Here is a 13,447-nt window from a genome sequence, read left to right on the forward strand (position 1 = left end):
GGTCGGTGAAGGGTTGACGGTGCGCGGCGTGCGGGTCTAGCGTCCGGGAAATCGATTACTCGCTCGATCGCGGAGGTGCCATGCCACAGGCCGCGGCCCTGGTCCGGATGACCCGGATCGGGAAGCGCTACGGCGGCGTACAGGCCTGTCGTGAGGTCGACTTCACCCTCGGCGCGGGTGAGGTGCACGCGCTGCTCGGGGAGAACGGCGCCGGCAAGAGCACGCTGATGAAGATCCTGTCCGGCGACGTCACCGGGTACGACGGGCAGATCGAGATCAACGGCTCCCCGGTCTCCTTCAACGGCCCGACCGACGCGCAGGCCGCCGGGATCGCGATGATCCACCAAGAACTCGATCTGGTGCCGGGGCTGTCCGTCGCGGACAACATCTTCCTCGGGCGGGAACTCCGTACTCCGCTCCGCACGGTCGACCGCCGGCGGATGGAACGCGAAGCCCGCACGCTGCTGATCCGCAGCGGAGTCGCCCTCGACCCGCGCCGCCCGGTCGGCGAACTGCGCGTCGGCGAGCAGCAACTCGTCACGATCGCGAAGGCGATCTCGCTCGACGCGCGGGTGCTGATCATGGACGAGCCGACCTCCGCGCTGACGACGTCCGAGGTCGAGCGGCTGTTCGTGGTGATCCGCGAACTCCGTCGCAGCGGGGTCGGGATCGTCTACATCTCGCACCGGATGGAGGAGATCGCCCAGGTCGCCGACCGCGCGACGGTGCTGCGCAACGGGCAGAACGTGGCGAGCTTCGACCCGCGTTCGCTGACCACGGCGGAGGTGGTCGAGGCGATGGTCGGGCGGCCGGTGCAGACGATGTTCACGACGCCGGATGTGGCGACGGGAGATGAGTTGCTCCGAGTTGAAGATCTTGTACTGACCCCGCGGCGGCCGCGTCCGGGGCGGCGTGATCCGGCCGGGATCTCGCTGAGCGTGCGAGCCGGCGAGATCGTCGGGCTGGCGGGGTTGCTCGGCTCCGGTCGTACCGAGTTGCTCGAGACTCTGTACGGCGTTGCGCCGGGTGGGTCGCGGTCGGGGCGGATCGTGTTGCAGGGCAAGGAGATCCGGCCTTCCGGTCCGCGCGCTGCGTTGCGGCGGGGGATCGGGTTCGTGCCGGAGGATCGGCGGGTTTCGGGGTTGGTGTTGTTCCACTCGATCCTCGCCAACACGGTGGTCTCGAGCCTTCCGGCGTACGGGCGGTTGGGGGTGATCGCGCGCCGGATGGAGCGGGCCGCGTCGGTGCGGATGGCCGACCGGCTGCGGTTGAAGTACGGGAGGTTGCAGGACGAGGTCGGCACTCTGTCCGGCGGCAACCAGCAGAAGGTCGTCTTCGGCCGCATGCTCCTCACCAACCCGCAACTCCTGCTGTTGGACGAGCCGACCCGGGGCGTGGACATCAACGCCAAATCCGAGATCTACCGCCTCCTGGGTGAGCTCGCAGCCCAAGGCATCGGTGTCCTCCTCGCCTCCTCGGAACTCCCCGAACTAGTAGGAGTCTGCGACCGAGTAGTAGTCCTCCGAGACGGCCGCGACGTCGCCTCCTTCACCACCACCAACTCCACCGAAGGAGACCTCTTGGCCGCCGCCATGGGAGAAGGAGCCCTCCAATGACCAACCCCCAGGACGCCCCAACACCGTCCTCCGCGCAGCGGCCGGCCGATCAACTGGCGTCGGCTGACGCCGCCGGGCGGACAGTGGCTGACGTGCCTGCGGCTCAGACCGGTGCAGAGCAGCCGGAAGACGCGGTTGCTTCGGCGGGTGCCGCCCCTCAGTATCCGGTGGTCGAGGCTGCATCAGCCGAGGCCGCTGCGGAGCAGCCGGACGGCCGGTCGGCGGACGGGCCTTCGGCCACGGCGCCTTCCCTCTCCCCGACCAGCGCTTCTACCCGTGCTGCTTCCAGCTCCACCGCCGTCGGCGTCGGTACGGCGCCGACGGCGGTTGCGGAGAAGTCTGGTGGCGTCGTGGCGACCTTGTTCCGCTTTCAGAGTGTCTTTGGATTGTTGGCGGTGTTTGTCGCGGCGATCATTTTCTCGCCGAGGCGGGATGGGGAGATTCTGTTTGTCAGTGCGGACAATCTGGCCAATGTGGTCAGGGCTGTTTCGGAGATCGGGATCATCGCGGTCGGGATGACGTTCGTGATTCTGCTCGGGGGGATCGATCTGTCGGTGGGGGCCGTGCTCGGGCTGGCGGCGGTCGGGTCGGCGGTGTTGATGGTGGAGAGTGGCTGGGGGTTTCTGCCGTCTGTTGTGGTGGTGCTGGCGATCGGGCTGGTGTTCGGGGCGCTGCAGGGGATGGCGACGGCGATGATCGGGATCCAGTCGTTCATCGTCACGCTGGCGGGGCTGCAGATAGCACGTGGATTGGCGCGGATCTGGTCCGACGGGCAGGGCGTGGCGATTGCCTATGGCAACGGTCCGCACGAGGCGCCGGATTCTTTCGCGATTCTCGGGGAGAGGACCTTCGGTGGGTTGGTGCCGATTCCGGTGCTGATCTTCGCGGTAGTGGCGATCGCGGCCGTCGTCTTCCTGCGGGTCAGCGCGTTCTCGAGACATCTGTACGCGGTCGGCGGCAACGAGAAGGCCGCGCGGCTGTCCGGCGTACCGGTGATCCGGGTCAAGATCGCCGTCTTCGCGATCTGCGGACTGCTCGCCTCGCTGGCCGGGATCGTGCACGCCGTCCAGCTCAACCAGGGCAGCCCGAACGACGGCATCGGCTACGAGCTCGATGCGATCGCCGCAGTCGTGATCGGCGGCACCAGCCTGGCGGGTGGGCGCGGCTCGGTCGCGGGCACTGTGGCCGGCGCGTTGCTGCTCGGAGTACTGAACAACATCCTCGCCCTGAACAACATCGACTCCAACATCCAGCTGCTGATCAAGGGACTCGTGATCGTCGCCGCGGCCGCGCTGCAACGCCTCCGTCCCGCCTCCTGAAGCTTCAAGTGAAAGGGCTCGTCATGCGCAATCTGAAAGCACCGCTGGCCGCCGCGGCCGTCGCCGCCCTCGTCCTGGCCGGCTGCGGCACCACCAACGACCGGACCTCCGACAAGCCGCAGGCAGGCGCCTCGAAGCAGTGCAAAGGGGCTGATGGCAAGTATGTGATCGGGATGAGCCAGGCCAACGTCGCCGAGCCGTACCGGCAGCGGATGGACGACGACATCAAGGCCGCAGCCAAGGACGTGCCACAGTTCGACGTGAAGTTCGCCGACGCCGCCCAGGACAACGCCAAGCAGGTCGCGGACGTCGAGAACTACCTCACCCAGCAGATCGACCTGCTGATCATCAGCCCGAACGAGGCCAAGCCGCTGACCGCCGTGGTGAAGAAGGCCTACGACAAGGGCATCCCGGTACTGGTCCTGGACCGCAAGGTCGAGGGTGACGCGTACACCGGCTTCATCGGCGGCGACAACGTCGAGATCGGCACCGAGGCCGGCAAGTACGTCGCCGAGAAGCTCCTCCCACAAGGCGGCAACGTGGTCGAGCTCAAGGGCCTGGCCGGCGCGACCCCACAGGCCGAACGCCACCAGGGCTTCGTCGACGCGATCAAGGCGAACCCGAAGATCAAGATCGTCGCCGACGCCAGCGGCGACTGGCTGCGGGAGAAGGGCCAGGCACAGATGGACGCGCTGCTGAAGGCCAATCCGAAGATCGACCTCGTCTACGCCCACAACGACCCGATGGCCGAGGGCGCCTACCTGGCGGCGAAGGCGGTGCACCGCGAGAAGGAGATGAAGTTCATCGGCATCGACGCGCTGCCGATCCCGTCCGGCGGCATCAAGGCGGTCGAGGAGGGCCGGCTCTCGGCCACCTTCACCTACCCGACCAACGGCAAGGAAGCGATCGCCGCGGCCAAGAAGATCCTGGTGGACTGCGGCTCCATCGAGAAGACACAGACCCTGAAGACCCGCCTGATCGACAAGGACAACGCGGCGAGCATCTACGCCGAGGAGAACCCGACCGGCTGACCATTTCGGGGGTTGCCCCCCGACCTTGTGGGTTGCCACCCCGGAATCTCGGGGGGCAACCCCTCACTTCGGTGGTCAACCCCTGAAATGCGGCGGGGTGGTCAGCCGCGGTGGGAGCTGCCGCGTTCGATCAGGCGGGCGGCGAGGGTGGTCGTGGTGGTCGGCCGGGTGTTGTCGCCGATTCTGGCCAGCAACAGCCGGGCGGCCACCGTACCGATCTCGTACGCCGGTTGCGCGACAACCGTCAGCGGCGGATCGACCAGCTCGGCCCAGGGAGCGTCGTCGAACGCAACGATCCCGACCTGCTTGCCCGGTCGGATGCCGTGCTCCTGCAGGGCTTGCAGTACACCGACCGCCATCGCGCTGTTCGCGACCAGCAACGCGTCCGGCGGCTCGGCCTGGTCGAGCAACTCCTGCGCCGCCCGATGCGCACCAGCAGCCTTGTACTCCGTCCGCCGCACCAACTTCGTCGTACTGCGAAGCCGCCGGCTCTTCAACGCGTCCCGATACCCCGCCAGCCGGTCATCCGCAGTACGAACCCCGGCCGGACCGGTGATACACCCGATCCGTTGATAGCCCTGGTCTATCAAGTGAGCCGTCGCCTCCCGCGCTGCCAGCCGGGTGTCGACGAGGACGACGTCGCTCGACTGCCCGGGCAACGGCCGATCGACCGCCACGAAGGCGGTTCCGCGTTTGGTGAGCTTCTCGACGCTGGTCGTCGGACCGGACGGGGAGAGGATGACGCCGGCCACCCGTTCCTGGAGCGCGACGTCGATGTAGCGGTTCTCCTTCTCGGCGTTCTCGTCGGAGTTGCAGAGCACGACCGAGTAGCCGACCTCGTGCGCGACGTCCTCGACGCCCCGGGCGATCGCGGTGAAGAAGGGGTTCTCGACGTCGGAGATGATCAGCGCGACGACGGCGGCCTCCTGACGGCGCAGGTTCCGGGCCGGGCCGTTGGGTTGGTAACCGAGTTCCTCGGCGGCCCGGCGTACGCGCAGAACCAGGTCGGGATCGACCGTGGACTTGCCGTTCAGGGCACGCGAGACGGTTGCCGTGGAGACGCCGGCCTTGGCCGCGACCTCGCTGATCGTCGCCATCCGCGCCCTCCCGTACTTGCGTCAGAGGGCTCAGCGTAGCGGGCGGGTAATGGATTACCCAGCCGTTCGCCGTGCACTTTAAGAACAGAACCTCCGGACCTGACCAGTGACATGAGAGGATCACCCGCGTGACTGCCTTGCCGAGCGTTTCCTACTCCATCACCGTCCGCCTCGAGGTCCCCGCCGGTGGCTCCACGGTGAGCAAACTGACCACAGCGGTCGAGCAGGCCGGCGGCCTCGTCACCGCCCTCGACGTGACCGCCTCCGGCCACGAGCGGCTGCGGATCGACGTGACGTGTGCCGCCGCCGACACCGAGCACGCCGGCCGGCTGGTCGAGGCGATGCGGGCCGTACCGGGCGTCGAGATCGGCCGGGTCTCCGACCGGACCTTCCTGATGCACCTCGGCGGCAAGATCTCGATGGAGGCCAAGCACCCGATCCGCAACCGCGACGACCTCTCGATGATCTACACCCCGGGTGTCGCCCGGGTCTGCCTGGCGATCGCGGCCAACCCCGAGGACGCCCGCCGGCTGACCATCAAGCGCAACACCGTCGCGGTCGTCACCGACGGATCGGCCGTCCTCGGCCTGGGCAACATCGGCCCGGAGGCGGCGCTGCCGGTGATGGAGGGCAAGGCCGCGCTGTTCAAGCGCTTCGCCGGCATCGACGCCTGGCCGCTGTGCCTGGACACCCAGGACACCGAGGCGATCATCGCCGTGGTCAAGGCGATCGCGCCGGGCTTCGCCGGGATCAACCTGGAGGACATCTCCGCGCCGCGCTGCTTCGAGATCGAGGCCCGGCTGCGCGAGGAGCTCGACATCCCGGTCTTCCACGACGACCAGCACGGGACGGCGGTCGTCGTCCTGGCCGCGCTGTTCAACGCGCTGCGGGTGGTCAACAAGGACATCAGCGAGGTCCGGGTCGTGCTGTCGGGCGCGGGTGCGGCCGGTACTGCGATCCTCAAGCTGCTGATCGAGGCAGGCGTCAAGGACGCGATCGTCGCCGACATCGCAGGCGTCATCCACACCGAGCGCGACGGGCTGTCACCGGAGCTGCGCTGGATCGCGGAGAACACCAACGCCGCGAAGTACAGCGGCGACCTGAAGGGCGCGCTGGCCGGTGCCGACGTGTTCATCGGGGTCTCGGCGCCGAACATCCTGAACGGCGCCGACATCGCCACGATGAACAAGGACTCGATCGTCTTCGCGCTGGCCAACCCCGACCCCGAGGTCGACCCGGCGGCCGCGCACGAGCACGCGGCCGTGGTCGCGACCGGGCGCAGCGACTTCCCGAACCAGATCAACAACGTACTGGTCTTCCCGGGCGTCTTCCGCGGCCTGCTCGACGCGCAGTCGTCGAAGGTGTCGATCCAGACCGAGCTGGCGGCCGCGAAGGCGCTGGCCAGCGTGGTCACCGACGACGAGCTGAACGCCGACTACATCGTGCCGAGCGTCTTCCACCCGGAGGTGCACACGCGGGTGGCGCACGCCGTCCGCGACGCGGCCGGTGGCAAGGCGCCGGCCGCGGAGCTGTTCCCGGACGACTCCCCGGGCGCGCTGATTTGAGTCATTTGCTTTGATTGACTCCATCTCTACTTCAACTGAGGTCCGTACGTCCTCCCGTACCGCGTGGTTGTGGCGGGTCGCCTTCGTGGTGGCCTGCGGCATCCACCTGTACGGGGTGTACTCACCGCACCAGGCCGCGTCCAGCGTCGACTTCCCGTATTCGGACAAGCTCGCGCATCTGTTCTTGTTCGGGTCGGTCGCGTACTTCGGGCTGCGGGCCGGCGTACCGGCTCGGTATCTGTTGCCGGTGGTTGCCGCCAACGCGGTGATCAGCGAGATCGTGCAGTACTACTGGCTGCCGTTCCGGTCTGGGGATCCGTTCGACTCGGTCGCGGACCTGTGCGGGCTGGCTGTGGGCGCGTGGCTCGGGTTCCGCGCCATCCGTACGCAAAAGTTGCCGAGCACGACATGATGGGTGCATGACGGCCACGACCCTGACCGGCTCGCTGCTGGTGGCTACCCCGTTGCTCGACGAGCCGCCGTTTCGGCGGTCGGTGATCCTGCTGCTGGATCATGACGAGGACGGTGCGCTGGGCGTCGTGGTCAACCGGGCCGCGGACCTCGAGGTCGACCGGGTGCTGGCCGACTGGTCGGAGACGGTGAGCGAGCCCGGTGTGCTCTTCATGGGCGGGCCGGTGGGGACGGACAGCGCCCTCGCGGTCGCCGAGGTGATCGAGTCGGCCGACCCGCCGGGATGGCGGGAGTGCTTCGGCCGGATCGGGTTGATCGATCTCGACGTACCGCCGGCGCTGCTGGAGGGCGCCATCCAGCGAATGCGGATCTTCGCCGGGTACGCCGGCTGGTCGAGCGGACAGCTGGAGGGGGAGATCACGGAGGGCGCCTGGTACGTCGTACCGTCCGAGCCCGACGACGTCTTCAGCCTGCAGCCCGAGGGCCTGTGGCGCCGCGTCCTGCGGCGCCAGCACGACGAGATGGCCTACCTGGCCACCTACCCCGACGACCCGACCCAGAACTGACTGCACCTTCTGGGCCTTGGGTGGCTACTCCTTGTCGTCGTCGCCCGGGTTGAGCGACTCCCAGATCTCCTTGCACTCCGGACAGACCGGAAACTTCTGCGGGTCGCGACTCGGCACCCACACCTTGCCGCACAACGCGACCACCGGCGTCCCCATCACCATCGCCTCGGTCAGCTTGTCCTTCGGCACATAGTGCGAGAACCGCTCATGATCACCCTCGTCCAGCGACGGCTTGGTCCGCTCGTCGATGACCGTCTCGGCGCCCGGGCTCAACTGAGTACTCATAGCCGCAAGTGTAGGTCGCCACGCCGACCGACGCCCGCAGTTCGTCCACAGCGAACTTCCTGAACTGCCCTGTGGACAACCGGTCAGGCCGGGGGCAGATCACTGCACTTTGTAGATGTGACGACTACAAGGAGGCACCATGGCACTCATGGAAACGGAACCGGATCCGGACTACCCGCCTTCGTGGCAACCGCCCTGGCACTCGTCCGGACCACTGACCCGGGACGATCTCGATCGGATGCCCAATGACGGGCATCGCTACGAGCTCATCGATGGCGTGCTCATCATGACGCCGGCGCCTACGATCCGGCATCAGGATGTCGTGGTCAACCTGCTGGTAAAGCTCAAGTCTGCCTGTCCGTCGGACCTGAAGGTACTGGTGGCGCCGACCGACGTCGTGATCAGCCAGGACACTGTGATGCAGCCAGATCTGCTGGTTGCGAGACGAGAGGACTTCACCGAGCGGGACCTCCCGACGGCGCCCCTGCTCGCGGTCGAGGTGCTGTCGCCGAGCACGCGCCGGGTCGACCTGATGCTGAAATTCTCTCGGCTCGAGGCGGCCGGGTGCCCGGCGTACTGGGTGGTGGATCCCGACACGCCGGAGCTGATCGCGTGGGAGCTGCGGGACGGGACATATGCGCAGGTGGCGAAGGCCGCCGGGGACGAGATCGCCCGGTTGACGGTGCCGTTCGAAGTGAGTGTCGTGCCTGCCGATCTGACCTTGTGAGGGATCTCGGGTAACGTTCCTGTACGGCCGACAGTCGACTATCGGGGGAGTATGCCGTCCGTGGATTCGCACGTGCCAGCAGCACCAGCCGTGCTACCTCCGGCCTATCCGGACCGCGCCGCGTGGGGAACTGCGAGCAAGCTGCGGGCCTGGCAGGCGGAGGCGCTTCAGCTCTATCTGGACAAGCAGCCGAAGGACTTCCTGGCGGTCGCGACGCCGGGCGCCGGTAAGACGACGTTCGCGCTGACCGTCGCCGCCGAGCTGCTGCAGCGCAGGGTGATCGACCGGATCACGGTGGTGACGCCGACCGAGCACCTGAAGGTCCAGTGGGCCGAGGCGGCCGACCGGGCCGGGATCGCGATCGACCCGACGTTCGCGGGAGGCAAGGGCCGGACGAACAAGGACTTCCAGGGCGTCGCGGTCACGTACGCCGGTGTCGCGGTGAACCCGCTCGCCTTCCGGGTCCGGACCGAGAAGTTCCGCACCCTGGTCATCCTGGACGAGGTGCACCACGGCGGTGACGCGCTCAGCTGGGGTGAGGGCATCCGGGAGGCGTTCGACCCGGCCACCCGTCGGCTGGCGTTGACCGGTACGCCGTTCCGCAGCGACGACAACCCGATCCCGTTCGTCACGTACGAGCACGGGCACGATGGCGCTGCACGGAGTCGGGCGGACTACGTCTACGGCTATGGTCACGCGCTGCGCGACCACGTCGTACGGCCGGTCATCTTCATGTCGTACTCCGGGGAGATGCGCTGGCGCACCAAGGCCGGTGACGAGGTCGCGGCGCGACTGGGTGAGCCGCTGACGAAGGATCTGACCGCGCAGGCGTTGCGTACCGCGCTGGACCCGACTGGCGAGTGGATGCCCGCAGTACTGGCTGCTGCTGACAAGCGGCTGACCGAAGTACGGCGGCACATGCCGGATGCAGGCGGGCTGGTCATCTCTGGTGATCAGAACACGGCTCGCGCCTACGCGAAGGTGCTGCGCGAGCTGACCGGCGAGGCGCCGACCGTCGTGCTGTCCGACGAGAAGGCGGCGAGCAAGAAGATCCAGACCTTCTCGGCCGGCGAGCAGCGGTGGATGGTCGCGGTCCGGATGGTGAGCGAAGGCGTCGACGTGCCGCGGCTGGCGGTCGGGGTCTACGCGACGCCGACCTCGACGCCGCTGTTCTTCGCGCAGGCGATCGGGCGGTTCGTACGGGCGCGCAAGCGGGGTGAGACGGCGTCGGTGTTCGTGCCGTCGGTGACCCGGTTGCTGAGCTTCGCGGCCGAGATGGAGGTCGAGCGGGATCACGTGCTCGGCCGGAAGAACTCCGCCGAGGACGGCGACATCTTCGCCCTCGAGGACGACCTGCTGAAGAAGGCGAACGAGGCCGAGGGCGCGAGCGACGACCTGGACGCCAAGTTCGAGGCGCTGGGGTCGGATGCGAGCTTCGACCGGGTGGTCTTCGACGGTGGCGACTACGGGATGGGTGGCGATCTCGGCTCGGACGAGGAGCTGGACTTCCTCGGTCTGCCGGGGTTGCTCGAGCCCGACCAGGTCCGCGAACTGCTGAACAAGCGGCAGGCGAAGTCGCTGGCCCAGGAGAAGCGGCGCGGCAAGTCCACCACCCGCGACGAACCGACCCCGGTCGAGCTGGCCACGCACGAGCAGGTGGCTCTCCTGCGCCGAGAACTCAACGGCCTGGTCGCCGCCTGGCACCACCGCACCGGCCAGCCCCACGGCGTCATCCACAACGACCTCCGCCGCAAACTGGGCGGCCCCGCCGCCGCCCACGCCTCGTCCACAGAACTGAAAGACCGAATAGAACTGATCCGCGACTGGGCCACCCAACGCCGAGCCTGACTACCCCCCTGGCCTGCTGGTGAGGGACTGGGTGCCTACTACTTCCAGTAGGCGAATGGCCTGGGCGGAGGGGGAGCCGGGGGCGGTGGTGTAGAGGATTACTCGCTGGTCGCGGTCGGGGATGACGAGGACTTCGCAGGTCACGTCGATCTGGCCGACGGTGGGGTGGTGGATGGTCTGGCACATGGATTGCTGGCTGGCGACCTCGTGACGGGACCAGAGCTGGGCGAACTCGGTGCTGCCTGACAGCAGGTCCTCGACCAGGTGGGCTGTCGACGGGTCGTCGGGGTAGCGGCTGGTTGCGGCTCGTAGGTCCGCAGCTGCTTCGCGGGCGAACTGCACAGTCTGCGACTCGCCGAAGCGGTCTTGCTGGCGTGAGCCGGACAGGAAGCGCAGGCGCAGGAGATTGCGGTCGCGGGGTGGGATGGCGGAGAAGTCCGCGATCAGCGCCGCGGCCAGTGGGTTCCAGGCCAGTACGTCGTACTTCGCATCCAGCACCAACCCCGGGATGTCGAGCCTCGCCAGCATCCGCAGTACGCCGGGACGCACCTCAACGGCCGGCCCCGGCGGCGGCCCCGGCTGCTCCCCGGCCAGCCGGAACAGATGCGCCCGCTCGTCGTCGGAGAGCCGCAACGCGCGGGCCAAGCCGGTCAGTACCGGCCGGGACGGTCGTGGACCACGGCCCTGCTCGAGGCGGGTGTAGTAGTCCGTCGACATCGTGGCGAGCGAAGCGACCTCCTCGCGCCGCAGGCCCGGAGTACGGCGCCGGAGTCCGGCCGGCAGGCCGACATCGTCCGGGCGCAGTCGCTCCCGGCGGATCCGGAGGAACTCCGCCAGCTGTGCCGTGTCCATGCCGCCAGCATCTCAAGCCCGCCGAAACCCAGCCAGGGACCGCCGATCCCAGGCTCGGCCCACTCTGCCGCGACCCGCCGTCCACGGCAAAGGTCGGAGGCATGAAAAAACTCGCACTCATCACCGGAGCCAACAAGGGAATCGGCAAGGAGATCGCCCGCCAGCTGGGCGAGGCCGGCTACCTCGTCCTGATCGGATCGCGAGACCTGGCTCGCGGCGAGGCAGCGGCCGGGGAACTCGTTGCCGACGGCCTCGATGCGGAGGCTGTCCAGCTGGAGGTCACCGATCCGGCGTCGGTCCGGCACGCGGCGGCCAGGATCGGCCAGGAGCACGGGCGGCTCGACGTACTGGTCAACAACGCCGCGATCATCCCCGACGGTGACGCGGGCGTGACCGAGGTCGCCGCCGGTCCGCTCCGCGCCGGTTTCGAGACCAACGTGATCGGCGTCGTCGACGTCACCACCGCGTTGCTCCCGGTACTACGCAACGCCACTGCCGCCCGAATCGTGAACCTGTCCACCTCGCTCGCGTCCTTCACCCAGGTCGGCGATCCCGAGTCGCCGATGTCGGCCATCCGGACACTCGGCTACAACTCGTCCAAGGCCGCGCTGAACATGGTCACCGTGATGCTCGCCAACGAACTCCGCGGCACCGGCATCCTGGTCAACGCCGCCGACCCCGGCAACTGCGCGACCGACATGGGCGGCTGGGACGCGGCTCGTACGCCGGCCGAGGGCGCGGCCGTCGCGGTCCGCCTCGCGACGCTCGGACCCGACGGCCCGACCGGCCAGGTCCACGACGAGAACGGCCGGCTGCCCTGGTGAAGGGTGTCAGTAGTGAAAGGGCTGTGCCCTGCTGTCGGGGGCCGTAGGTTGTGACATAGGTTCAGGGCTGTGGCTCGACTGTTGACCGATGTGCGTCCGCTCAAGGAGTCGGCGGATTTCCGGCGGTTGTGGGTCGGGTCGACGGTGTCGCAGTTGGGGCAGCAGATGACTGCGGTGACGGTTTCGATTCAGGTTTATGCGTTGACGCATTCGACCTTCGCGGTGGGGCTGGTCGGGCTTTTCGCGCTGGTGCCGCTGGTGGTTTTCGGGTTGTACGGCGGGGCGATGGCGGACGCGATCGATCGGCGTACGCTCGCGCTCGTCTCGTCGGGCGGGCTCTGGTTGTTGTCGATGGTGCTGGTGGCGCAGTCGGAGCTGCACTGGAATCAGGTGTGGGTCCTGTACGCCGTGGTCGCGGTGCAGTCGGCGTGTTTCGCGGTCAACAACCCGGCACGGTCCGCGATCATCCCGCGGCTCATCCGGCCTGAGCTTCTCCCGGCGGCCAACACGCTGAGCCAGGCCGCGTTCAACCTCGGCTTCACCGCCGGACCGTTGCTCGGGGCCGTGGTGATCGCGTGGCAGGGGTTCGGCGCGGCGTACCTGGTGGATGTCATCACCTTCACCGCCGCCCTCTACGCGCTGTTCCGGCTGCCTCCGGTACCACCGACGGGTCTGGTACGCCGGGCCGGCCTGCGCTCGGTCCTGGAGGGCTTCACGTTCCTCCGAGCCGCCCCGGCCCTGCTGGCGACCTTCCTCGCGGACATCTTCGCGATGGTGTTCGCGCAACCGCGGGCCCTGTTCCCAGCCGTGGCGGGCGCGTTCTTCGCGGGCGGCGTACGGACTGTCGGGCTGCTGCAGGCGGCGCCGGCGATCGGGGCGCTCGTCGGGGTGCTGTTCTCCGGCTGGGTGAGCCGCGTCCGGCGGCAAGGGGTGGCGATCGTCGCGGCGATCACGGTCTATGCGGCGGCGGTCGGGCTGTTCGGGTTGTCGCGGACGATCTGGCTCGGGGTCGCGCTGCTCGCGTTGTCGGGTGCGGCGGACATGGTCAGTTCGGCGTACCGGAACACCGTCCTGCAATCAGCCGCCCCGGACGCGATGCGCGGCCGGCTCCAGGGGGTCTTCATCGTGGTCGTCGCGGGCGGCCCGAGGCTGGGCGACTTCGTGGCCGGTACTGCGGCCTCGCTCAGCACCCCGACGATCGCCCTGCTCGGCGGCGCCGCGGTCTGCATCACCGGCCTGCTCATCCTGCTCGCCACGAACCGGCCCTTCCGCCGGTACGACTCCCAGGTACGCGCCCTGCGCTGAA

Annotated in this window: 13 protein-coding genes; 10 read left to right on the plus strand and 3 right to left on the minus strand. The window is 68.4% G+C overall.

Going from position 1 to position 13,447, the window contains the following annotated elements; translation table 11 throughout:
* Nucleotides 1-80 precede the first annotated feature (80 nt).
* From ABD116_RS34445 to ABD116_RS34455, 3 genes are read left to right on the plus strand one after another with little or no spacing between them, the layout of a single operon-like run.
* Complete coding sequence (locus tag ABD116_RS34445; RefSeq protein ID WP_343980298.1) at nucleotides 81-1,616, plus strand: sugar ABC transporter ATP-binding protein; 1,536 nt, start codon at nucleotides 81-83, stop codon at nucleotides 1,614-1,616.
* Nucleotides 1,613-2,935, plus strand: a complete 1,323-nt coding sequence (locus ABD116_RS34450) for an ABC transporter permease (protein WP_343980301.1) — start codon at nucleotides 1,613-1,615, stop codon at nucleotides 2,933-2,935. Before ABD116_RS34445 ends, ABD116_RS34450 begins: the two co-directional genes overlap by 4 nt.
* A gap of 23 nt (nucleotides 2,936-2,958) precedes the next feature.
* Nucleotides 2,959-3,966 carry a substrate-binding domain-containing protein gene (locus tag ABD116_RS34455; protein WP_343980303.1) on the plus strand — a complete coding sequence of 336 codons (1,008 nt, stop codon included), beginning with the start codon at nucleotides 2,959-2,961 and terminating at the stop codon, nucleotides 3,964-3,966.
* A gap of 101 nt (nucleotides 3,967-4,067) precedes the next feature.
* Here the strand turns inward: ABD116_RS34455 and ABD116_RS34460 are convergent, their stop codons facing one another.
* A complete protein-coding gene (locus tag ABD116_RS34460; RefSeq protein WP_343980305.1) occupies nucleotides 4,068-5,063 on the minus strand; it encodes a LacI family DNA-binding transcriptional regulator in 996 nt (331 codons plus the stop codon).
* A gap of 128 nt (nucleotides 5,064-5,191) precedes the next feature.
* Between ABD116_RS34460 and ABD116_RS34465 the strand changes: the two genes are divergently transcribed.
* Genes ABD116_RS34465 through ABD116_RS34475 form a run of 3 tightly spaced genes read left to right on the plus strand, consistent with a single transcriptional unit; the run spans nucleotide 5,192 to nucleotide 7,605 of the window.
* Complete coding sequence (locus ABD116_RS34465; RefSeq protein ID WP_343980307.1) at nucleotides 5,192-6,628, plus strand: NAD-dependent malic enzyme; 1,437 nt, start codon at nucleotides 5,192-5,194, stop codon at nucleotides 6,626-6,628.
* A gap of 10 nt (nucleotides 6,629-6,638) precedes the next feature.
* Nucleotides 6,639-7,040, plus strand: coding sequence for a VanZ family protein (locus ABD116_RS34470; RefSeq protein ID WP_343980310.1), 402 nt, complete (start codon nucleotides 6,639-6,641; stop codon nucleotides 7,038-7,040).
* 7 nt (nucleotides 7,041-7,047) lie between these two features.
* Nucleotides 7,048-7,605, plus strand: coding sequence for a YqgE/AlgH family protein (locus tag ABD116_RS34475; RefSeq protein WP_343980313.1), 558 nt, complete (start codon nucleotides 7,048-7,050; stop codon nucleotides 7,603-7,605).
* 24 nt (nucleotides 7,606-7,629) lie between these two features.
* Here ABD116_RS34475 and ABD116_RS34480 read toward each other — a convergent pair whose 3' ends face one another.
* Nucleotides 7,630-7,890 (minus strand): DUF3039 domain-containing protein, encoded by a 261-nt coding sequence (locus ABD116_RS34480; protein WP_343980315.1) that lies wholly within the window; start codon nucleotides 7,888-7,890, stop codon nucleotides 7,630-7,632.
* Nucleotides 7,891-8,029: 139 nt separating this feature from the next.
* Between ABD116_RS34480 and ABD116_RS34485 the strand changes: the two genes are divergently transcribed.
* Together ABD116_RS34485 and ABD116_RS34490 are read left to right on the plus strand one after the other, a co-directional pair.
* A complete protein-coding gene (locus ABD116_RS34485) occupies nucleotides 8,030-8,617 on the plus strand; it encodes a Uma2 family endonuclease (protein ID WP_343980317.1) in 588 nt (195 codons plus the stop codon).
* 51 nt (nucleotides 8,618-8,668) lie between these two features.
* Nucleotides 8,669-10,465 carry a DEAD/DEAH box helicase gene (locus ABD116_RS34490; RefSeq protein ID WP_343980320.1) on the plus strand — a complete coding sequence of 599 codons (1,797 nt, stop codon included), beginning with the start codon at nucleotides 8,669-8,671 and terminating at the stop codon, nucleotides 10,463-10,465.
* Here the strand turns inward: ABD116_RS34490 and ABD116_RS34495 are convergent, their stop codons facing one another.
* Nucleotides 10,466-11,317, minus strand: coding sequence for a helix-turn-helix transcriptional regulator (locus ABD116_RS34495; RefSeq protein ID WP_343980323.1), 852 nt, complete (start codon nucleotides 11,315-11,317; stop codon nucleotides 10,466-10,468).
* Nucleotides 11,318-11,418: 101 nt separating this feature from the next.
* On the opposite strand from ABD116_RS34495, the gene ABD116_RS34500 reads away from it, so the two are divergent.
* Together ABD116_RS34500 and ABD116_RS34505 are read left to right on the plus strand one after the other, a co-directional pair.
* Complete coding sequence (locus ABD116_RS34500; RefSeq protein ID WP_343980326.1) at nucleotides 11,419-12,141, plus strand: SDR family oxidoreductase; 723 nt, start codon at nucleotides 11,419-11,421, stop codon at nucleotides 12,139-12,141.
* Between the two features lie 69 nt (nucleotides 12,142-12,210).
* Nucleotides 12,211-13,446, plus strand: a complete 1,236-nt coding sequence (locus ABD116_RS34505) for an MFS transporter (protein ID WP_343980329.1) — start codon at nucleotides 12,211-12,213, stop codon at nucleotides 13,444-13,446.
* Nucleotide 13,447 lies beyond the last annotated feature (1 nt).

This window comes from Kribbella koreensis (genome assembly GCF_039525325.1).
In the GTDB taxonomy this organism is placed as follows: domain Bacteria; phylum Actinomycetota; class Actinomycetes; order Propionibacteriales; family Kribbellaceae; genus Kribbella; species Kribbella koreensis.

Excerpts from the sequence above, each read along its gene's own strand:
- ABD116_RS34495 (WP_343980323.1), bottom strand. The coding sequence starts at position 11,317 with ATGGACACGGCACAGCTGGCGGAGTTCCTCCGGATCCGCCGGGAGCGA.
- ABD116_RS34500 (WP_343980326.1), top strand. The coding sequence starts at position 11,419 with ATGAAAAAACTCGCACTCATCACCGGAGCCAACAAGGGAATCGGCAAG.
- ABD116_RS34460 (WP_343980305.1), bottom strand. The coding sequence starts at position 5,063 with ATGGCGACGATCAGCGAGGTCGCGGCCAAGGCCGGCGTCTCCACGGCA.
- ABD116_RS34455 (WP_343980303.1), top strand. The coding sequence starts at position 2,959 with ATGCGCAATCTGAAAGCACCGCTGGCCGCCGCGGCCGTCGCCGCCCTC.
- ABD116_RS34445 (WP_343980298.1), top strand. The coding sequence starts at position 81 with ATGCCACAGGCCGCGGCCCTGGTCCGGATGACCCGGATCGGGAAGCGC.
- ABD116_RS34480 (WP_343980315.1), bottom strand. The coding sequence starts at position 7,890 with ATGAGTACTCAGTTGAGCCCGGGCGCCGAGACGGTCATCGACGAGCGG.
- ABD116_RS34485 (WP_343980317.1), top strand. The coding sequence starts at position 8,030 with ATGGCACTCATGGAAACGGAACCGGATCCGGACTACCCGCCTTCGTGG.
- ABD116_RS34475 (WP_343980313.1), top strand. The coding sequence starts at position 7,048 with ATGACGGCCACGACCCTGACCGGCTCGCTGCTGGTGGCTACCCCGTTG.
- ABD116_RS34450 (WP_343980301.1), top strand. The coding sequence starts at position 1,613 with ATGACCAACCCCCAGGACGCCCCAACACCGTCCTCCGCGCAGCGGCCG.
- ABD116_RS34490 (WP_343980320.1), top strand. The coding sequence starts at position 8,669 with ATGCCGTCCGTGGATTCGCACGTGCCAGCAGCACCAGCCGTGCTACCT.